This window comes from Bacillus litorisediminis, from assembly GCF_022808645.1.
In the GTDB taxonomy this organism is placed as follows: Bacteria; Bacillota; Bacilli; order Bacillales; family JC228; genus Bacillus_BF; species Bacillus_BF litorisediminis.
Genome location: NZ_JAKZKT010000054.1, coordinates 1 through 21,435 on the forward strand (window position 1 = coordinate 1; position 21,435 = coordinate 21,435).

A 21,435-nucleotide genomic window follows, 5' to 3' on the forward strand; every position below is an offset into this window, starting at 1 on the left:
CATATACACGTAACTCCATTTCTTTTGTCTTGTTTCTAGACAATTCAAGTATAAAAGAATTGGATGTCTACGTGTTTTTTTATGAATAAAAAGTTGTGTTCAAACCCCAACAAATATTATAGAGCCTGAAAAAAAAGCCGATTTCAGCAGAAATCGACTTTTTAAAAATATTCTGTTAAGGCTTCGAGAGCATTATCACTTAAAATCAGTTTGCCATACTCCTCAATCCGATGAATCGTCACATTCGTTTCTATTCCAAACTCAAGAAGAATGCTTAAGAAATTATCTATTTCATCTTCCTCGTACTCATCTTCTGGGAATTCTACATATAAATAGTAACGTCCCTCAAAGGCATAAAGATTGGATGGAAGATGCTTGACAGCTGGATGTTTGGATAATTGAATAACATTTTCAAAGTCATCAAACTCCACTACAAACTCAAGGACTTCCTCCACATCATCATACATCGATGAGCTTTTACCATGGAAGTGTTGGTCTAATAAATCCTCAATTCGTTCATCAACAGGGAGATCCTTTAATTTACTTTCTGGGAGTGGGAGCTCAAACTTTTGCCCATCTTTCGAAAGCTGTGCTTTTGTAACGAGAACTTCCAAACCTTTTTCAAGAGCTTGAACCTGGATCCAAAGCGGTCCTTCGACCATAAATTCCTCTTCCTGGTGAACTTCATCCATCATTTCCCAGAAAAGTTCTTCACTTCGTTCTCTGTTGTACCAAATCTCTTCTCTGTCAAAGCCTCTTTCTTCTATATCCCCATAAGAAATATAGAATTTTACGGTGTTCTCGTTAATACGTTCTATTTCCATTCTGATCTCTCCCTTCTATGAATGGGTTGGAAGGGATTTAAACCCCCGGCTTGTTACTTAGTTTGCCCAAAATAGGGTAAGTAAAGACTAGTTTAGCCTTGTACTTATATTTTATGATAAATCCTGCAAGAAGGGAATAAAAAACACTTCCCATTTAAAAATTGGGCGATGTAATGTCCAAAGAAATATGGAACCTTTTCTAAGAATCAAGCATAGTTCATCCGTTTCCTTATATATTCTTGCGTTCAGGGAAAAAATCCTTTTCCTTATAAAATATTTTATAGAAAATGCCTTCATGACATCAAATGTTCATGAAGGCATTAATTTTGCACATGTAAAGCAAGACTAAAATCCGTTTACAAGTTTTTGTGCTTCTTTTAGATGATATGTGCGAACTTTTCTCGGAAGAAAACGCCGTATCTCATCTTCATTATATCCTACCTGAAGACGTTTTTCATCCATAATAATCGGTCTTCTTAATAACCCTGGATTGTCATGGATTAGCTGCAGGAGTTCCGGCAGCGGCAATGTGTCTAAATCTACATGTAAATTTTGAAACGTTTTAGAACGTGTTGATACAATTTCATCAGTGCCGTCTTCAGTCATTCTTAATATTTCTTTGATCTCGTTAATCGAAAGCGGATCAGAGATAATATTTCTTTCTATAAACGGGATGTGATTCTCTTCTAACCATAATCTTGCTTTTCGGCATGATGTGCAGCTTGGTGACGTATAAAGTGTTACCATTTAATCAGCACTCCTTTTACCGTAATTCATTTGTTTGAAATACGGAAGGTCAATAATCATCATTTTTACTTTAAAATTAATTTAAAGTAGGAATCACTATCAATTATTATACACAAAATTTAAGGTTTTGCGTAGTCTTTTTGAGAAAAAAAGATAAAAATGCACTCTCATAAGACTTACCCACTTTTCCCGATAATAAAACCTTCCTACTTTTTATACGTTTGAATCAATAGAAAAGTTTCATGATTCCATAAAAAAACAAAAAAATCATTTTTGCTTTTTCAATTTCACCGCTTCATTCTCAATTAAATATTTTCTAGCAGATCATCGTCCTTTTTCGACTGATTGTATTCCAATACTTCGTCAACTGGCTGATAGGATTCTCCATAAAACTCTTCATCCTTATACGTATGGATTGACTCATATGTTTTTTTCATAGCTTCGAAAATTTCTTTTTCAGACTCATGATGCGGAGCCCAGTATAAAATTTCCATTGGATTAATTTCTTTCGTAGCAAGTGATCTTCTTTCATAACCGATTGACTGAGCATGCTGGAATCCTTCCCGCTTATAAAATCTTAGCCGTTTTTCCGTATCTGTATCTTCATAGTCAACAGGCTCTACTTCTAATATAATTGGTTTACCCTTAGCCTTGAGTTTTTCAATTAGCTTATGGCCTAGCCCTTGCCCTCTCGATTCCTTCGATACAAATAAATAATCTATAAAAACAAAGTTAGAAAATTCAGCGTACATCATTACATGGTGCGGCCCTTCGTCCTTATGATAAATATCTCCTCTTTCCTGCAGCAATGTTTCCATGTGTTCTTTTGACTTCATTTCTTCAATCGGAAAATACTGATTCAGTTTTTCGTACCAATGCATCAGATAATCTCCTTTCATTTTTTCCTGTTAGCGGAAGTATTTGTTAGAGGAATGCTTTTCATACTTTCCCACATAAGATAGAATAAGAGGACAGAATATTCTAAATAGATCTATTTTAAATAGAATGGGGGAATCAGGGTTGAGTAAATTCCTTATAGATTTTGCGTTTGTCTCCGTGCTTATAATAGGGTTAACCGCCTTTCTTGGCATCATATCAAATGGTTTTGGAGAATTGGTTTTCGGCGGAAAAAATAAAAATAAATATATTGATCAGACGGCTAAAACCCAGAAAGGCTGGAGAAAAGTGGGAGGTAATAAATCCTCTTAGTTCCTCATTCAGTTACCATTACCCTATCACTTTCTGATTAAACGCAATATTTGTTTTTTATAAGTAAAAAAGGGTCAACCCTCCAATTTCTTTATAGAGGTTTAGCCCTTTTACTTATAATTACTGTTTATTTAAAGGGGTATAATCGACCCCTTCGGTATAGCTGTTACCTGCATCCCAAAGCAAGAATTCTGTTATGCCATTTTCATTTAAAGCACGAATTTGTGCTTCAACCTCTTCAACCCCATACACCTGATAATTGCCCGGACCTAAATAACTGGCTGTAAAATCTTGAATCCAAGGTCTTGAAATCGGAGGGCTTTCAAGCTGAGATAATTTTTCTTTTTCGGCTTTTATATACTCTGTAACAAGCCGGTATGGTTCAAGATCGGGTTTCGCAATTCCAAAATAAGAAGTCCAGTGACTTGGATAAATCATGGATGAAATCACATCAACATGTTCAGATATTCTTGTAAAGTTTTGTCCAATGCCAGGTGCAGCAGGAATGGTGGCCGTATAACCAAAAATATCAACGGAAACATCAACCCCATATGGCTCAAGCTTTTCTTTAGCATAGGCTACGAAATTGGTTACTGCCTCTACCCGTTTTTCAACATTATCCTTGTTTACATTCTGGTATTCTCCCATGCTGTACTGAAGAATATCATCACGAGTCTCAAACCCTTCCGGAAAACGCACGTAGTCAAATTGAATCTCTTTAAAGCCAAGTTTTGCTGCTTCAATCGCAATCCCAACATTGTAGTCCCAAACTTCTTTTATAAAAGGATTCACAAATGCTTCGCCTCTGCCGTTGTACCAGATTTGGTCATCTTTTTTAAATGACCATTCAGGTTTCATTTTGGCAAGCTCAGAATCTTTAAATACCACGATTCTTGCAATCGGATAAATCTTTTTTTCTTGTAATACTTCTAGCATTTTGCGAGGGTCCTTAATATATGGCTGACCAATATTAGCATACGGACTATCTGGACCTGGTTCGTATGTAAGATTTCCAAAATCATCTTTAATATCGATTACCATCGCATTTAAATCAGTTGTTTCTATTAATTTTGTTAATTCTTCAAAACGGCTGCCGCCTGCAGAATGACCCGTCACGTAAATGCCTCTGACTGCATCAGGATATTCAAAGACAAGACCAGAGTCAAATACAAATCTGGCTACGGTTTCAGGCAACACCTTATTTTCATACGAAAAGTCTCGGGTCTGATGAAGTGAAATCTCCTTTTCCTGATTTTCCCCTTCTGCAAGCACAACCCCAGCCTGGTTAATTTGAAACAATGATACACAGAGTAATCCTGATGTAAAAAATCTTTTCCAACCCAATCCAATTAACCCCTCTCGTGCCTTTTCTCCCTGATTTTGTCTAATTATGTAGAAAGAAGAAAGTTTTTGTCTGTTCTTCTATTTTATCAAGTATTTGCCAGGTTGCGAGTGGAAATTGATAGCACTTTTTCATTATTTTTTAGCAGCATCTGTTATTACCAAAATATGATTGAAAATAAAATATAGAATTGCCTATAGGACTATCTGGAGATGATGGAGTTGGTACTGATTTTTTAAGTTCGGCACTTGTTTTTTGAAATTTTGACTACAATTTTCGGGACTCTAGCAAGAGGTCTTTGAACCCATTATTGTGGAGTTAGCACCAGCTTTTCCGGACTCAGTACCCGTTATTTCGGGATCTGCACACGTTTTTCCGTACTAACACTGCTTTTTCGGACTCCGCACACGCTTTGCCGGACTCAGTACCAGTTATTTCGGGATCTGCACACGTTTTTTCGGACTCTGCACCCGCCTATTCCGCACTCCGTACACGCTTTGCCGGAAATAGTACCCTTGAGAACTCAAGCCCGAACTCGTCACTCGATTTTCGGAACTAAATTGGGTGTTAGCTGAAATCTTGACCTTTTTAACAGAACTCAGATTTCTTTCACAGAACTAAGAAAGATTTAACAGTACTCAACACTTATTTAACCGAACTCAGCATTCCTTTTACCAAACTTAGAACTGTTTATCCGAACTCAAACGCCTTATAAACGAACTAAAATTCCTTTTAACGAACTTAGAAGCCTTTTAAACGAACTCAGCTCTTTTTAACCGAATTCAACCTCCATTAAAAAAGAACCTAAAAAAAAACGATCTCAAAAAGAGACCGTATCATTGATTATTAGTACGATATTGTTCATATTCCTTTTCAGAACAATAGACAAAATGCCCTGGTGTAATTTCTCTCATTTCGACTACTTCTCCTTCTTTATACTGATGATTAGAAGGATCATAGTGTTTCCTTACTCTTGTTCTTTCTGTTTCCGGATCTGGAAGCGGAATCGCAGAAAGTAATGCTTGGGTATATGGGTGTATAGGATTTTTATACAGCTCATCTGCAGGAGCCAGTTCTACTAATTTTCCAAAATACATAACTCCAATTCGGTCACTAATGTACTTAACCATTGATAAGTCATGAGCGATGAATAAATAGGTTAATCCTTTTTCTTTTTGGAGTTTTTTCATAAGGTTTACAACCTGGGCCTGGATTGAAACGTCTAATGCAGAGATAGGCTCATCTGCAATAATAAATTCTGGCTGAACAGCCAAAGCTCTGGCAATTCCAATTCTCTGTCTTTGCCCGCCTGAAAATTCATGCGGATATCGGTTGGCATGTTCTTTATTTAACCCGACTGTTTCAAGAAGTTCCTCTACTTTTTCTCTCCGTTCTTTTGCATTGCTTGCTAACCCATGAATGTCAATTCCTTCAGCAATGATATCTGCGACTTTCATTCTAGGATTAAGAGAGGCGTATGGGTCCTGAAAGATCATTTGCATTTTTCGGTTAAATTCTTTTAATTGCTTCTTGCTTTTCTTTCCATGAACGTTTTGCCCATTAAATAGCACTTCACCATCAGTAGCTTCATAAAGCCGAATAATGGTCCGTCCTGTCGTCGATTTTCCGCAGCCAGACTCCCCTACTAGTCCAAGTGTTTCACCGCGGTAAATATCGAATGATATTCCATCAACAGCACGTACTTCACTTGCGGTACCTTTGTTAAAATATTGCTTTAAATTTTTAATTTCTAAAAGCTTCTCTTGTTGATTCATCGTGTTTCTCCCCCTTTTGCCAGGGATGCTTGCTTCATTTTTTCAAATTTAGCCTGTCTCTCTTTAATACCTGGTGGCGGTTCTACTTTAGGCGCATTCGGATGCAGAAGCCATGTTGCCGCATAATGAGTTTCCGAAACCTTAAAGAGAGGCGGCTCCTTTTCCAGATCAATTTTTAAGGCATACTCGTTTCTTGGCGCAAATGCATCCCCTTTTGGAGGATTTAATAAATCTGGGGGTGTTCCCGGAATCGCATACAGTTCCTCATCACTCGTATCCAAGCTTGGCATTGAGCTTAAAAGTCCCCATGTATATGGATGCTGAGGATTATAAAAAATCTCATCCACATTTCCAATTTCTACAATTCTGCCTCCATACATAACAGCTACCCGATCGGCTACATTCGCAACCACCCCTAAATCGTGGGTAATAAAAATAATGGATGTGTCGATCTTTTTTTGCAGAGTCTTCATTAATTCTAAAATTTGCGCCTGAATGGTTACGTCCAACGCTGTTGTGGGTTCGTCTGCAATTAATATTTTTGGATTGCAGGCAAGGGCGATTGCAATAACAACACGCTGTCTCATCCCGCCTGAAAATTGGTGCGGGTATTGTTTGAACCGAAGTTCTGGATTCGGAATACCAACCAGTTTTAAAAGTTCTACTACACGTTTTTTTGCTTCTGACTTACTTAAGTTCTGGTGTTTTAACAATGGCTCCATAATTTGTTTGCCCACCGTCATTGTGGGATTTAAGGAGGTCATAGGATCCTGAAAAATCATGGAAATATCTTTCCCTCTGATTTTTTGCATCTTTTTGTCAGAAAGCTGAACTAAATCAGTACCATCAAAAAGAATTTGTCCATGCTTAATTTCTGAATTAGACGGCGGCAGCAGCTTCATAATGGATTTAGTTGTCACCGACTTACCAGAACCCGATTCACCAACAATTGCGAGCGTTTCCCCTTTTTTAAGCTCAAAATTCACACCGCGGATTGCTTTTACTTCTCCTCCAAAGGTATGGAAGGAAATGTGTAAATCTTTTACTTCCAAAATATTTTCCATCCTGTTTCACCTACCTTTTAATCACGCATTTTTGGATCGAACGCATCACGTAAACCATCAGCGAGGAGATTAAAACAAATCATAATGACGCTCAAAATGACTGCCGGGAAAATTAAAACATGCGGGAAAATTTGCATAGCTTGGTACCCATCCTCAATTAATGTTCCGAGTGATGCATAAGGCGATTGCAGCCCTAGTCCGATAAAACTTAAGAATGCTTCAAAAAAGATCGCATTAGGGATTGTAAACATCGTATTAATAATGATGACCCCCGCGAGATTAGGAAGCAAATGTTTCGAAATAATTCGTTTGTTGCTTGCTCCAAGTGTTTTCGATGCGAGTACATATTCCTGATTCTTTAATTTCAACACTTGACCGCGGACAACTCTGGCCATTCCCGTCCATCCTGTTATTGTCAGGGCAATCGTAATGGAGAGAATGCCCGGTTTCATGATTAAGATCATTAATACCACTACAATTAAGAGCGGGATTCCGACTAATACCTCAATAATCCGCTGCATGACCTGATCGACTTTACCGCCGTAATAGGCAGAGATACCGCCATAGGCAACCCCGATCACCATGTCAATAAAAGCGGCCAAAAAAGCGATATAAAGGGAAATCTTCGTTCCTTCCCAAACTCGCGTAAAAATGTCACGGCCTAATGAATCCGTACCAAACCAAAAATATTCTTCAATACCTTGTTCCGCATATAAATCTACGTCTTCTCCATATCTCTCAACTTTTCCATCAAATGGAAGCCACTCAATATTTTCGAGGACTGGAATTTTAGGAGGAAGATTTGCACGATTAGTATCCTGATCTTCTAACGAGTATTCGTTCAAATATGGGCCGACAAATGCCATTACAATAAAAAACAAAAGGAGAAATAGGCTAACTACAGCGCCTTTATTCTTTTTCAAGCGTCTCCATGCATCCTGCATAAAGGTTAAACTTGGTTTTGCAATGACTTCACGTTCATTTTGATTGACTTCAACAGGCTCGAACAATGATTTCGGGAGTTGTTCTTCATTCAGTTTCATTATGACTTCCCTCCCGCTAAACGAATTCTTGGATCAATAATTCCATAAAGAACATCGACTACAAAAATGATAAAAACAAATAGAGCTGCAAATAGAATGGTAGTTCCCATAATAATCGGATAATCATTTACCAAAATGGCTGTAACAAACTGGTCGCCAATTCCCGGTATAGAGAAAATATTTTCAATTACAAGGGAACCGGTCATTAAACTAACAGCAAGAGGACCAAGTACAGTAATTAGAGGTATTAATGCATTTCTTAATGCGTGTTTGACTGTAATTTCAAAGGAGCTAGCACCTTTAGCCCGAGCAAGCTGGATATAATCAGAACCAAGTACTTCAATTAACTCAGTTCTCATAAAACGGGCTGCTGTGGCAATCGGAAACATAGCTAATGAAATAGTTGGCAATATACTATAGGAGAATCCTTTCCATGTCCCAACAGGCAGCCATCCCATCTTAACAGCCACAAAATATTGAAGCAGGGCTGCAAATACAAACGATGGAATTGATTTTCCTAAAACGGCAATGAATGTACTCCCATAATCAATCCAACTATTTTGATATAAAGCAGAGAATATTCCCAGTAACACCCCAAATATTGTTCCAAACACTATCGCTTGAACACCAAGTGTTACGGAAGGACCGACACGATCCATAATTAAATCAGTCACTTCACGATTATCAAATTGAAACGATATTCCCATATCGCCTTTTAACAGACTTCCTAAATAACTCACATATTGAACGGGAACAGGTTTATCCAAATTATATCTTTGCTCTAATATGGCTAATTGTTCTTCCGACAGTTTGTCTTGGGCGGAAAATGGCGTACCTGGGAGAAGCTTCATTAAGAAGAAAGTGAACGTAGCGACAATCCATAGCGTGATTAACATATAGATGATTCGTTTAGTTACGTACTTTGCCATTTTGACACCTCCATCTCCTTCATTTATTACTTGTTTCGTCTAGGTTAAAAAACAGGAAAGAGAGAGTATATTTCCATATACTCTCTTCTGTCCTATGCAAAGAGTATGACTAAATTTTATTTTTCAATAGATACCCATTTATAGCTGTAAGTTGGACCAAATGGATGAACGACAAGACCTTTCACGTAATCTTGAACCAGTACGGATTTACCTTCCTGATAAAGAGGTGCAATCGCTGCATCTTCTTCAAGTAAGATCCTTTCAGCTTCTTGTAAAGCTTCGAAGCGTTCAACCGGTTTGTTCGCAAGTGTCGTCTTCGCATCATTGACTAGACGGTCATACTCAGGATTTGAGTAGGCCATATTATTATTTCCGCTGCCCGTTACCCAAAGGTCAGAGAATGTCATTGGATCCTGGTAGTCTGGTCCCCATCCTGCAACTTGAAGATCATAGTCAAGATTTGTATCACGTTGGAGACGAACGCTAAACGGAACCTCAGTTAGAGTAATCGTTAACCCTGGAAGATTCTTTTCTAGCTGGTTCTTTAACCATTCATCCATTCGCTTAGCGTTGTCTGTATCTCCGCCAAGAATATCAAGCGTTAATTCAGAAACTCCAAGCTCAGCCAATCCTTGTTCCCAATATTTCTTCGCTTCTTCTGTGTTATATTCGAGCATATTTCCATTAGCTTCTCTAAAGTCTTCCCCAGATTCAGGATGTGTCACGAAGTCTTGTGGTACAGCAAAGTTGGCTCCAATTGAACCATTTTTCAAAATATCATTTGCTAAGTCATCTTTATTAATAGAAAGGGCAATCGCTCTTCTAATATTTTCATTTTTTAGAGCTTCACGTTCCTGATTCATTTTAATCCAGAAAATGGTTGGCTCTAAATAGGATACAAAGTTTGGATCTTCTTTATATTTCGTTACATAGTCAGAAGATAACTCTCCAGAGATATCGGTATCTCCTGCTTCATAGTAGTTAACACGTGATTGAGAATCCTTTGCAACTGTTACACTAATACGGTCAAGCTTCACAGCATCTTTATCCCAATATTGGTCATTCTTTTCAAAGTCCCATGATTGACCGGTACCATTCCAATTGGATAATACAAATGGTCCATTATAAATAAGATTGTCACTATTTAAAGCGTATTGATCCCCTTGCTCTTTAACAAATGCCTCATTCTGAGGATAAAAAGTCGGGAAAGTCATTAAGGAGATAAAGTATGGAACTGGTCTCTCTAAAGTAACTACTAAAGTACGTTCATCTTGTGCTTGAACACCTAATTCTTCTGGAGGTAATTCACCTGTCGAAACTTGAGTCGCATTTTTTATAACTCCATTCATCATATATGGTCCATATTCAGAACCAGTCTGCGGATCTACTGCTTTTCTCCATGCAAAAACAAAATCCTGGGCAGTTACTGGATCACCATTGGACCATTTTGCGTCTTCACGAAGAGTAAACGTGTAAACTGTTTCTTCTTCATTTACCTCATAGTCTTCTGCAACAGCGGGTTCAGGTTCATTATCCTGATTTAGTCGCATTAACCCTTCAAATACTTGGTTCATTACGTTAAATCCAACTTCATCAGTTGCTAAAACACTGTCCATTGTTGGAATTTCTGCAGACTCAGTGATACGGAGAACTTGTTCGGCTTCAGCCCCTTCTCCTCCGCCTTCATTTGCTCCTTGGTCGCCACCGCCATAACAGCCTGCAAGAAAAACGCTTAACGCCAAAGCAATGGCTAAAAATGAATAAAATTTTGACTTTTTCATCAAATAACCTCCCTGAAAAATAAATTGGATTAAAAATGGCCCTTTATATGTAAATGATTTACATAAGGCAATCTAAGCCATCGAGAAAATACGACTTTATTCGACATTTATCATGATAAAATATATATTCAAAAAACTCAATCATTATTTTAATATAAGTTAAATTTGTTTTAATTATTTGTAAGTTACGTTATAATATCATTTTCGGCGAAACATAAATTTTGTTACAATAATGTAATATTATTCTAAAATAGAAGGTGCAAAAGAATGAATAAATGGAAAAGAATAGGAATAACGGTTCTTGTCTTTCAGATTACAATTCTTATTTACTCCATTTTTTTTGAAAGCGCGGTAGGATTAAACATTTTCGTAAATGGTAATTTCTACATAGGAACCATTTTTTTGATGGCAGGACTGTTTGTTATGGTTTCCAAAAATGGCTTTTTTGATGTAATTACCAATGGAATTCGACATGTCTTTTTTAGAAGGCAAATGGAGGGCGATGAGGAGGGATATCGTTCGTTTTCTGCCTTATTAAATTTTTCAGCTGATGGTCTGATCAAAACTGGAGCTGTTCTGATTGGTTTATCCATCATTTGCTTGTTTTTTGTGCTATAGTATTGATTCGCTAAGGAATTGCCAATATAATAGAAGAAAAATAAATCTATAGCTAGATCGATGAGAAAGAATAGTACTATTGGATGTGACTTTTTTAGAGAGTTTGTGGTTGGTGGAAACAAACAGCCGTCTGATAGGAATGGGCTTTTGAGTCTGATTAGGAACCGTTTATTCGCAGTATGAATCAGCGTTTTGCTCTCGTTATCGAGCATTCAAGTGGCCAATTGGCAATTAGGGTGGTACCGCGGAGATTAAACCATTCGTCCCTTCATTTTTTTAGGGATGAATGGTTTTTTTAGTGTTATAACTCAACTTTCCCAGAGTGAAATCGGCGGGAGATCAGCTGCTTTTCTTAGCGGATTAACGTTCCGCTATTTCACTAATAACTACTGTTTTGTGGACCAGAGCGGATTTATAATCCGCTATTTGCCGAAAATCATACAAAAATTACTCGATTTGGGCCAAATAGCGGAACCAGAGACCGATAACCTTTAAAAAATGCCAGTTTTGCCACAAATAGCGGAACCAGAGTCCGTTTGCACTCCGGTACTTGTTCCATTACATTATCCTGCCAAATGGACATACGTTCCTCTATACCGCACAAACAATCGCACGAATGAAGCTCAATCCAGTCAAAAATTAAAACCAACTCACTTAGTGCGAAAGCTGACTTATAATTATGAAACTGATGAGGTGAAAGTAATGAAACGAATATTCTCTGGAATTCAGCCGAGTGGAACGATTACAATCGGAAACTATATCGGTGCAATGAAACAATTTGTGGAGTTACAAAATGATTATGAATGTTTTTTCTGTATTGTTGATCAACATGCGATCACAGTTCCTCAAGATCGAATTCAGCTTAGAAAAAATATTCGAAGCCTTGCAGCAATGTATATTGCTGTTGGGATTGATCCCGAGAAAGCAACAATTTTTATCCAATCTGAAGTGCCTGCCCATGCTCAGGCAGGGTGGATGCTGCAATGTGTTACGTACATTGGTGAACTAGAACGCATGACACAATTTAAAGATAAGTCACAAGGAAAAGAAGCCGTCGTAGCCGGCTTGCTGACTTACCCTCCATTAATGGCAGGTGATATCCTTTTATACAATACAGATATTGTGCCTGTCGGCGAGGACCAAAAGCAACATCTTGAATTAACAAGAGATGTGGCAGAAAGATTTAATAAAAAATACAATGACATTTTCACGATTCCAGAACCAAGAATAACAGAAGTTGGAGCTAGAATCATGTCATTACAAGACCCTGCGAAAAAGATGAGTAAATCCGATCCAAACCAAAAGGCTTTTATCTCAATGCTGGATGAGCCAAAGCAAATTGAAAAGAAAATTAAAAGTGCTGTAACCGATTCTGAAGGTATTGTTCAATATGATAAAGAGAATAAACCTGGTATTTCAAACCTTCTCTCGATTTACTCTATCTTCTCTGGAATACCGATTCCTGAAATTGTTCAAAAATATGAAGGAAAAGGTTATGGAGAATTTAAAGAAGAGTTAGCACAAGTGGTTATTGAAGCATTATCACCGATACAAACTAAATATCATGAATTAATCAACTCAGACAAACTTGACGAGATTTTGGATCAGGGCAGAGATCGCGCTAATCAAATTGCCAGTAAAATGGTGAAAAAGATGGAAAATGCGATGGGTCTGGGCAGAAAGCGGAAATAATCAGCTTATTTAAATGAAAAGCCGACTGCTGGTGAAAACACCATGCAGTCGGCCATGTTTTGTCAGTTGACCTTTGATCCATTTTCGATTTCCCATAGTTTTTCAAAAAATGGCTGTCCCTTTATCATATGTTCACATAAAATTTTATGCTTGTCCGTCCATCCATGTTTGACTTCGTTATATAACCGATCCCATGCCTCTTCAAAGCTTAAGTGTTGAATTGTCATATAATCCTCAGGCGACCACTCTGTCAGCCAGTATCTTACTTCAGCCGCATTTTTGGTACTGTTAAGCTGATCCATTGCCATCAAAAGCAGCTGCTTCAGCTGTCTTTCTTTTCTCGTTAAGCCATTCATATAAGATGGTGATGGAGATAAGATGTGGTATTCTTTATGTAAAAAGCTTTCAGGAATCTCATAGTGAATGGGTTCTTGGTTCTCCACCATGTCATAAACTAATTGCTCCTGACGAGGGATCAGTCTGCTTTTGCGTACAGGTATTTTGTATCCGATTGTATCAACTGCTAAAATTCCCAAACCATCTGTTACAATAAAGCAATAATCAACTTGAATTCGTTCGTGATTTTTCCGTAGATATGCCTTTTGATACACCTCTTCTAATAGCTGGTTGGGAAGCTCAGCTAAATCATTTTCAATATAGAAAAAAACTTCCGGAGTTACTTTGATCAATGGAACCTGATCTAATAACTCAATACTATCGTCTTTTCTCCACTCATGAAAATGGCAAACATTATATCCATTTTCTTCACCTTCAAACCAATTCACCCAAACGTCATGGAGATATAACATACTTGCACCCCTTAAAACCTTTGTTTTGCTTTCAGTATGGGCAGGATGAAGTAAAATTATTCCTCTCTAACCATCAGAAAATGTGTTTTTAATCCTCTTTCCCAACACCTGGAAAATATAAACTAAACCAGATGAGCATCATGCCGAGCGGCAATAAAAGACATTCAATATGTGTACTAATATAGTAAAGATAATCTCTGAACTCAAAACCTGTTGTTAATAGGTTTAAATAAGCAATGGTACTAATTCCCCCAACAACACTTAGACCAAAACCAGTGAACAGCATAAAGATTCGATAGCTCAATACACTCATCCTTTTAATTACCTTTACACCATATCTATGTTGACACGTCTTTTAATAGTACAAGCTCATTTTAGAAGAATGCTGGATTACTTCCGGAAAAACAAAAAAAATCTACCATACACCGTATGATAGATTTTAACGAGCAGATTTAGGATTCAATGCATCTTTTATACCTTCTCCGATAAAGTTGATCGAGAGGGTTGTACAAACAATAATTAATGCAGGTGGCGCCCACATCCAAGGTTTATCCCTTAAAACGTCCGGTTCATTTGCAAACGAAAGCATATTGCCCCAGCTTGGAACTTGGGACGGTACACCGAAGCCCAAATAACTTAAACCAGCCTCAGCCACAATCATCCCAGCAAACGTTATCGTTGCTTGAACAATGATTGTCGATAGAACGTTTGGCAATAAGTGCTTGATGATAACCTTTGAAGGTGAACATCCAATAGATACTGCTGCTAAAATATATTCGTTTTCCCGTTCTGCTAATATTTTACTCCGAACAATCCGTGCTATTCCACCCCATGATAAAAATCCGATTACCATGATTAATACCCAGACACCGCTAACAATTCCAAATAAAATGGTATTCAAAACGATAACAAATACCATGAATGGGAAGTTAAGGACAAAGTCTGTAAATCTCATAAGCAAACCATCTACAGCCCCGCCAAAGTATCCAGCAATAGCTCCAACAATAGTTCCGAATGTAATGACTATGATCGTACAAGCCATCCCCACAAGGAGTGATATTCTACCACCATATAACAACCGGGTAAAGACATCACGGCCATTTTTATCAGTACCCAGCCAATGCTCACCAGATGGTTCTAATGACATCGCACTAATATTTACTTTGGTAATATCCTGGGTTGTAATATATGGTGCTAAAAAGGAAATGATAGACACAAATAGCAAAAAGCAAATACTGATCATCGCAAGTTTGTTCCGTAAAAACTTACGTCGAGCAATGGCCCATGGAGACATGCTTTTTGGCGGTTTAACATTGGTGATAGTTGACTTTTCTAATTTCGTTTCCATCTGCCATCCTCCTAATCCAACCGAATCCGCGGATCAACAATTCCATATAATAAATCGGCAACTAAGTTTCCTACTAGAACCAGAAATGAGAACATTAATGTTAATACCATTAATACGTTATAGTCACGGTTCGTTACTGAGTTTAAGAACAATTGTCCAATTCCAGGGTAAGTAAAGATTGTTTCTGTAATGATTGCACCACTTACAATAGAAACAAGGTCAAACCCTAAGAACGTAACGAGCGGTATAATCGAGTTGCGCAGAATATGCACATTGTAAATCTTTGATTCTGCTGTTCCTTTTGCGCGTGCTGTACGAACAAAGTCTTTTCTGCTATTCTCGATAATATCATTCCGTAAAAACTGAGTATAGGATGCGGTACTAAGCATTCCTAAACATAGGGCTGGCAGTATAACATGGTGTACCCTGCTAAGGAAGTACTCGAATGTACCTTTGTCCAACTGTATATCTACGGATCCATTGGAAGGAAACCATCCTAACCCAAATGCAAAAATGTAAATTGAAAAAACAGCTGCAACGAAAGAAGGAATTGCAAAACCCAGATAGTTATATCCAGCGATTAAATGATCTCCTATTGTATATGGCTTGCGGCCTGCATACATACCCATCGCAAATGCCATAATGTAGGTAATGACAATAGAGGATATTCCTAAAAATATTGTATTAGGCAATCTTTCCAGGATTAATTCATCGGCAGGAATTTTATAACGTGTCGATTTCCCAAAATCACCCTGTAGAATATTGGTAATCCAGTTTAAGTATTGCTGTGGTAACGGATCGTTGTATCCAAGCTTCTCCCTCATCATTTCAATGTATTCGGGATCCGTATTCGTTGGATCTATTTCCCCACTGAGTGAGTCCCCTGGCATTAATTTAGCCAGGGTAAACACTACAATGGAGATAAGGAAAAGCATCGGAATCATTCCTAGTATTCTTCGAAGTGTGTACTTAATCATTATGCATTCTCCTTATCCATCGTTAAAAAGCGATGGGGGAGAGGAGGGATTACTCCCCAGCCTCTAGCCACCATTCGTTCGCAGGGTTAAGACCGTTAACCCCAAAAGTTACACCTTTAAGGTTTTTGCTAACAGCCCATGCATCTCTAAGCTCCATGATTGGAAGAACAGGAAGTTCTTCGTTCATGATACCTTGCCATTGTACATAAAGGTCACGACGCGCCTCTTCATCATCACCAACAAGTTCAATGTTAAGAGCATCTAATAAAATTTGATCAGCTTCTTCGTTTACATAACGAGGGTAGTTCCAAAGTGCGTCGATACCCCATAGCGGACGCGGATCTGGATCAGCTCCAGTTCCCCAACCAGCGTAGAATGCTTCGATAGCTGGATCATCTTTTTCAATCATATCGTAGTAAAGGTTAACTTCAGTCATGACAAGTTCTCCATCAATTCCAACTTCTTCCCAATATTGAACAATCGCTTGTGCACGAGCTTCATATGTTGGGTTACCTGTATCATAGTGACCAAAGTTTACAACAAATTTGTCTCCATTTGGATCTTCTCGGAATCCATCGCCATCAACATCTTTATAACCAGCTTGATCAAGCAATTCTTTTGCTTTTTCAGGGTCATAAGTGTAGTTAATTGGTAATTCATCTTGTGTTGCTGTAATCCAGTGTGCAGATGGGCTAGGAGTATTAACTGGGCTTCCTAATCCGCTGAAGAATGCATCTACCCAAGCTTGACGGTCAATTGCATAAAGCAACGCTTGTCTTAGCTCTTTACTTGCATACTTGCTGTTTGGATCCATGACGTTTTTCTCGCCATCCCATTTTCCTAACTTAAATCCGATGTAGTAATAAGATAGACCTGGAACTTCTACAATTTCAACATTTTGTAATTCCTGAACTTGAGGAAGAATAGAAGGGTGGAATGCTGTCATATGAACATTTCCAGTTTCTAATTCACCTACTGTTAATGCACCATCAATTACTTTTACAACTACTTTGTCAAGGTTTGGAGCACCTCTCCAATAATCAGCATGTGCTTCCATTTCAACAGATTCACCAGGAAGTACATTTGTTACTTTGAATGGTCCAACCCCTACTGGAGTTTTACGTACAGGATCAGATTCCTGCATATCAGCTACAGCAATGCCTTCAAATGCTTTTTGAGACATTGGATATGGCCATAGATTTGTAAGGTTATTTAGTCTAGGTTCAGTGAAAGTAACAGTTAATGATTGACCATCTTCTGAAACTTGTAAACCGGAAATAGAGTCAGCTTTACCTTCGTGGAACTCAGCTGCACCTTGAATATCTTGTACGTTTACATAACGAGGACCAGTATAATCTGGATGTGCGATTGTTTCTAACGCAAATACCCAGTCATGCATCGTTAAAGTTTCGCCATTATGCCATTTAATATCATCTTGAACTAGAGTGAAAGTAAATGTTTGATTATCTTCAGTTGTCCATTCAGCTAACCAAGGAATTGGCTTAAGATTTTCATCGTAAGAATACATTCCTTCGTTTACGAATGCTAAGATTTCAGCATCAGAAGCAATGCCATAGAATGCGAAATCTAGAAGACCTTCGAATTCACCTTCCATAGCATAAGTAAGAGTTCCGCCTTTAACCGGACCTTCATTTTGTGCTTGATCGTCTCCATCATCTTGCTGGTTTGTGTCAGTCCCAGCTTCGTCACCGCCGCTACAAGCAGCTAGAAACATAGCAAGAACTAGCATTAAAACCATCAATAGAAATGATTTTTTAAGTTTCATTGTTTTCCCCCCATAGTAAATGTTAAAAATCAAGTTATTAATCATATAAGATACAAGCTACCTTATGCCCTGGCTTCACCTCCTTCAAGGTTGGTTTAATCTTAGAACACTCCTCTTTAGCCATTGGACATCTCGTATGGAACGGACATCCTGTAGGAGGGTTCGTCGGATTCGGTACATCCCCTTGAAGGATAATTCTTTCCTTCTTCTTGCGCGGATCCGGTTCTGGAATGGCTGAAATTAAGGCTTGAGTGTACGGATGAAGAGGTTCAGCGTACAGGCTATCTTTGTCTGCAATTTCCACCATATTTCCTAGGTACATTACCCCGATTCGATCACTCATGTGTTTAACGACACTTAGATCGTGGGCAATAAACAGATAAGTTAAATCAAAATCGTGCTGTAATTCCTTTAACAAGTTTAAAACCTGTGATTGAACAGAAACGTCAAGAGCTGATACAGGTTCATCTGCAATAATTAGCTTTGGTTTTAATGCTAGTGCTCTTGCAATTCCAATCCGCTGACGCTGTCCTCCAGAAAATTCGTGAGGGTATTTGTAGTAAGCGTCTTCAGGAAGACCTACTTTTTCAAGAAGCTCCATCACTTCTTTTTTCAGTTCCTCTTTTGAGGGTTTGGAATAATTTAATATAGGCTCAGCAATGATATTCCCAACCATTTGTGTGGGATTTAAAGAAGCGTAAGGGTCTTGGAATACCATTTGGAAATTCTTTCTTGCTTCGCGCAGCTTACTGCCGGATAGATTTGTAATATCTTCGCCATCGAAAATAATTTTACCGCCAGTCGGCTTAAGCAAGCGCAGTATAGTACGGCCGGCAGTAGATTTCCCGCAGCCGGATTCACCAACAAGACCAAGGGTTTCCCCTTTTTTAATTTCAAACGAAACATCATCAACAGCTTTTACTGTAGCAATCGTTCTTCTAAAGAACCCGCCTTTTATCGGATAATACGTTTTTAAGTTTTTAACTTCTAATAGATTCTCATTCTTTTGCAAATCTTTTTCTACGATGCTCATGACGCGTTCATCCCTTCTTTTGGCCTGCTTGCTTCATACAATAGACAAGCAACCTCATGTCCTGCATTTGTTTCAGCAAGTTGTGGAGTCATTAGCGAACACTCAGGCATAGCTTTTGGACAACGGTGGGCAAACTTACAGCCAACACGCGGCATGTTTTTTAATGAAGGGACTATTCCTTGAATGGTAGCTAACTTTTCAACATCTTCATCCAGCTTTGGAATTGCACCCATCAACAGTTCTGTATATGGGTGTTTTGGATCATGGAAGAGGGTGTCGACATCGGTCTTTTCTACTACATTACCGGCATACATAACTATAACTTCGTCACAAATCTCGGCAACTACGCCTAAATCATGAGTAATCATGATAATAGACATATCGTTTACTGCCTGAATTTCTTTAAGAAGTTCAAGGATTTGGGCTTGTACGGTAACATCCAATGCTGTCGTAGGCTCGTCAGCAATTAATAGTTTCGGCTGGCAGGCAATCGCAATTGCGATCATAACACGCTGACGCATCCCCCCTGAGAGCTGGTGAGGATATTCATCCACTATTTTCTCTGGACGGGAGATTCCGACGCTTTTTAATAGTGAAATGGCTTTCGCGCGCGCTTCCTTTTTTGATATTTTCATATGATTGTGAAGAACTTCTTCAATTTGATAGCCAATCGAAAATACCGGATTTAACGCTGTCATTGGTTCTTGGAAAATCATGGCTATGTCTTTTCCGCGAATCTTATTAATCTCTTTGTCGGTCATATTCTCTAAATTAATTCCGGCAAATTTGATTTCGCCACCAACAATTTTCCCATTTTCTTTTGGCAAAAGTTTCATTATTGAAAGTGACATCACACTTTTTCCGCAGCCTGATTCACCTACTATTCCGACAATTTGACCAGGTTTCACACTAAATGACACGTTGTCTACTGCGTTGTAATACTCCCCATCAATGCGAAATGCTGTCTCTAAGTTCTTAACCTCAAGCAAAGGTGCTTCAGATTGAGTTAATGTTTTACCGCTCATAGGTACACCTCTTACTTTTTGAATTATTCAGTCAATTGGTTTACTTGACTTTCATAGTATTACAGTTTTATTACATTTGCAATACTTTTTTCAAGTATAACTTTTTCCTATTTTTAGAATATTTCAGATTTAAAGAAGAATAGATATATGCGGACAAGGCTTATTCCAAATGTAACAGGAATGTTTCAGCTGGTTCCCCAATAAAAGCTTTTGTAGAAAAGTTTTCTTCTTTTCTGAATTCTGAAATTAAAAAAAAGCCTACTGAATATCCTACCATTGTTGGAAACATTTTTCTACCGTATAATAGCAAATCATGTAATTTTTTTTCTTTTCTTGTCGAAAGATTCGGATAAAACCAACGCTCCCACCATGTTCTTAATTGCTTCTCTGAATACATTCGATTCCATTGTGCAATGTAATTTTCCCCGCAATAATCCAAAACGGCATGCTCAGCGAGCCCTTCCATTACTAAAGAATCTAGCAATGTTAAATACGGGACTTTATCCCTAATCGCATGAAAGCGGCAAATATGATGATACTCATGGACAAAAAGAGCCTCTATTTCTTTTTTGGAAGGCTGATCTGACAAAAATAAATAAAGAGCTTCTGGAAACGCAACTCCCGATTTCCCATTGCTGTCTTTCATTAATGACCGATTATTAGTATTAATCGGCAAGATATATATTGGAATGTTCGGACCTTCCCAAATTCTCTTATATTTTTGATAATAGAATTTTATTAAACGCCAAATGTCTTTCTTTTGCAATATTTTTATAAGATTTTTTGCACTATTAAAATTTGGATGCAATCCATGTGACAATAATATATTTTTTAGCTCATTTTTAGAGATTGCATGTGATTTATATGGCAATTTATCCATTATATCTTTGTAGGTTACATTCTTTATTTCAAACCACTCATCTGTCTGAATAACCGCCATTTTACTCCCTCTCTCTGTTTTTAGTGTTATAGTATATGTTCATTTAGAGGAATGCGGTTCAGGCGCGGGTTTATTGAATATATGAGTACAAAGCGTGTCGTCGAGGTTTTGCGGACAATGGTTCCGTTATTAAAGTTAAAACATGCTCTTTCCAAAAATTATAGGACACTGGCTCAGTTATTTGGGTAAATTTTCTGCTGTTTTTTTTGCAAATAACTGATCGTATGTCCGTTAGCATCTTCGGTTCCGTTATACTGCAAATAACGAATCCCAATTTCTCTTCTTACTGAGTTTACTAATCACATTAACCGAATACTAACCAAGTTCAGAAATTAAAACAATAAAAAAACAGGCGATTACCGCCTGTTCAGACTGTAGACAAACTCGATAATATCGAGTTTGCCTACAGTCTTTTTTGATTTACAATATTTATAATGAGATATCTAGAGGTGATGGATTATGATGACGAGAAACAATAATATTGAAAGAGACC

At 37.9% G+C, this 21,435-nt stretch carries 20 protein-coding genes and 1 other annotated feature; of the genes, 3 read left to right on the forward strand and 17 right to left on the reverse strand.

The window, feature by feature from the left end:
* Positions 1–161: 161 nt before the first annotated feature.
* The 3 genes from mecA to MLE14_RS19330 form a co-directional block, all read right to left on the reverse strand.
* Positions 162–824 carry an adaptor protein MecA gene (gene mecA, locus MLE14_RS19320; RefSeq protein ID WP_243300086.1) on the reverse strand — a complete coding sequence of 221 codons (663 nt, stop codon included), beginning with the start codon at positions 822–824 and terminating at the stop codon, positions 162–164.
* Between the two features lie 345 nt (positions 825–1,169).
* Positions 1,170–1,571 carry a transcriptional regulator SpxA gene (gene spxA, locus MLE14_RS19325; protein ID WP_243300087.1) on the reverse strand — a complete coding sequence of 134 codons (402 nt, stop codon included), beginning with the start codon at positions 1,569–1,571 and terminating at the stop codon, positions 1,170–1,172.
* 305 nt (positions 1,572–1,876) lie between these two features.
* Entirely contained in the window at positions 1,877–2,452 is a 576-nt protein-coding gene (locus MLE14_RS19330) for a GNAT family N-acetyltransferase (RefSeq protein ID WP_243300088.1), read from the reverse strand.
* Positions 2,453–2,591: 139 nt separating this feature from the next.
* Between MLE14_RS19330 and MLE14_RS19335 the strand changes: the two genes are divergently transcribed.
* Positions 2,592–2,780: a hypothetical protein gene (locus MLE14_RS19335; RefSeq protein ID WP_243300089.1), complete on the forward strand. Its 189-nt coding sequence runs from the start codon at positions 2,592–2,594 to the stop codon at positions 2,778–2,780.
* A gap of 120 nt (positions 2,781–2,900) precedes the next feature.
* On the opposite strand, the gene MLE14_RS19340 is transcribed toward MLE14_RS19335, so the two are convergent.
* The 6 genes from MLE14_RS19340 to MLE14_RS19365 form a co-directional block, all read right to left on the reverse strand.
* Entirely contained in the window at positions 2,901–4,124 is a 1,224-nt protein-coding gene (locus tag MLE14_RS19340; protein ID WP_279326889.1) for a putative glycoside hydrolase, read from the reverse strand.
* Positions 4,125–4,958: 834 nt separating this feature from the next.
* Positions 4,959–5,897 carry an ABC transporter ATP-binding protein gene (locus MLE14_RS19345; RefSeq protein WP_243300090.1) on the reverse strand — a complete coding sequence of 313 codons (939 nt, stop codon included), beginning with the start codon at positions 5,895–5,897 and terminating at the stop codon, positions 4,959–4,961.
* Positions 5,894–6,961 (reverse strand): ABC transporter ATP-binding protein, encoded by a 1,068-nt coding sequence (locus tag MLE14_RS19350; protein ID WP_243300091.1) that lies wholly within the window; start codon positions 6,959–6,961, stop codon positions 5,894–5,896. The genes MLE14_RS19345 and MLE14_RS19350 overlap by 4 nt, the downstream gene beginning before the upstream one ends.
* A gap of 17 nt (positions 6,962–6,978) precedes the next feature.
* Positions 6,979–8,004: an oligopeptide ABC transporter permease gene (opp3C, locus tag MLE14_RS19355; protein ID WP_243300092.1), complete on the reverse strand. Its 1,026-nt coding sequence runs from the start codon at positions 8,002–8,004 to the stop codon at positions 6,979–6,981.
* Positions 8,004–8,933, reverse strand: a complete 930-nt coding sequence (opp3b, locus tag MLE14_RS19360; protein WP_243300093.1) for an oligopeptide ABC transporter permease — start codon at positions 8,931–8,933, stop codon at positions 8,004–8,006. Before opp3b ends, opp3C begins: the two co-directional genes overlap by 1 nt.
* 116 nt (positions 8,934–9,049) lie before the next feature.
* A complete protein-coding gene (locus MLE14_RS19365; RefSeq protein WP_243300094.1) occupies positions 9,050–10,714 on the reverse strand; it encodes a peptide ABC transporter substrate-binding protein in 1,665 nt (554 codons plus the stop codon).
* A 267-nt stretch (positions 10,715–10,981) separates the two neighbouring features.
* Between MLE14_RS19365 and MLE14_RS19370 the strand changes: the two genes are divergently transcribed.
* Positions 10,982–11,332: a DUF3899 domain-containing protein gene (locus MLE14_RS19370; RefSeq protein WP_243300095.1), complete on the forward strand. Its 351-nt coding sequence runs from the start codon at positions 10,982–10,984 to the stop codon at positions 11,330–11,332.
* A gap of 51 nt (positions 11,333–11,383) precedes the next feature.
* Positions 11,384–11,603, forward strand: a binding site (T-box leader).
* 431 nt (positions 11,604–12,034) lie between these two features.
* A complete protein-coding gene (gene trpS, locus MLE14_RS19375; RefSeq protein WP_243300096.1) occupies positions 12,035–13,024 on the forward strand; it encodes a tryptophan--tRNA ligase in 990 nt (329 codons plus the stop codon).
* 62 nt (positions 13,025–13,086) lie between these two features.
* On the opposite strand, the gene MLE14_RS19380 is transcribed toward trpS, so the two are convergent.
* From MLE14_RS19380 to MLE14_RS19415, 8 genes are all read right to left on the reverse strand, one after another.
* Positions 13,087–13,833, reverse strand: coding sequence for a YjbA family protein (locus tag MLE14_RS19380; RefSeq protein ID WP_243300097.1), 747 nt, complete (start codon positions 13,831–13,833; stop codon positions 13,087–13,089).
* An 88-nt stretch (positions 13,834–13,921) separates the two neighbouring features.
* Complete coding sequence (locus MLE14_RS19385) at positions 13,922–14,137, reverse strand: hypothetical protein (protein WP_243300098.1); 216 nt, start codon at positions 14,135–14,137, stop codon at positions 13,922–13,924.
* A 135-nt stretch (positions 14,138–14,272) separates the two neighbouring features.
* A complete protein-coding gene (opp4C, locus tag MLE14_RS19390) occupies positions 14,273–15,181 on the reverse strand; it encodes an oligopeptide ABC transporter permease (protein WP_243300099.1) in 909 nt (302 codons plus the stop codon).
* Positions 15,182–15,192: 11 nt separating this feature from the next.
* A complete protein-coding gene (opp4B, locus tag MLE14_RS19395) occupies positions 15,193–16,158 on the reverse strand; it encodes an oligopeptide ABC transporter permease (RefSeq protein ID WP_243300100.1) in 966 nt (321 codons plus the stop codon).
* Positions 16,159–16,207: 49 nt separating this feature from the next.
* Positions 16,208–17,944 carry an oligopeptide ABC transporter substrate-binding protein gene (gene opp4A, locus MLE14_RS19400; RefSeq protein WP_243300101.1) on the reverse strand — a complete coding sequence of 579 codons (1,737 nt, stop codon included), beginning with the start codon at positions 17,942–17,944 and terminating at the stop codon, positions 16,208–16,210.
* 37 nt (positions 17,945–17,981) lie between these two features.
* Positions 17,982–18,977, reverse strand: a complete 996-nt coding sequence (locus MLE14_RS19405) for an ABC transporter ATP-binding protein (RefSeq protein ID WP_243300102.1) — start codon at positions 18,975–18,977, stop codon at positions 17,982–17,984.
* On the reverse strand, positions 18,974–20,002 hold the full coding sequence (locus MLE14_RS19410) for an ABC transporter ATP-binding protein (protein WP_243300103.1): 1,029 nt from the start codon (positions 20,000–20,002) through the stop codon (positions 18,974–18,976). Before MLE14_RS19410 ends, MLE14_RS19405 begins: the two co-directional genes overlap by 4 nt.
* 160 nt (positions 20,003–20,162) lie before the next feature.
* Positions 20,163–20,942 carry a DUF2268 domain-containing protein gene (locus MLE14_RS19415; protein ID WP_243300104.1) on the reverse strand — a complete coding sequence of 260 codons (780 nt, stop codon included), beginning with the start codon at positions 20,940–20,942 and terminating at the stop codon, positions 20,163–20,165.
* Between the last annotated feature and the right edge of the window lie 493 nt (positions 20,943–21,435).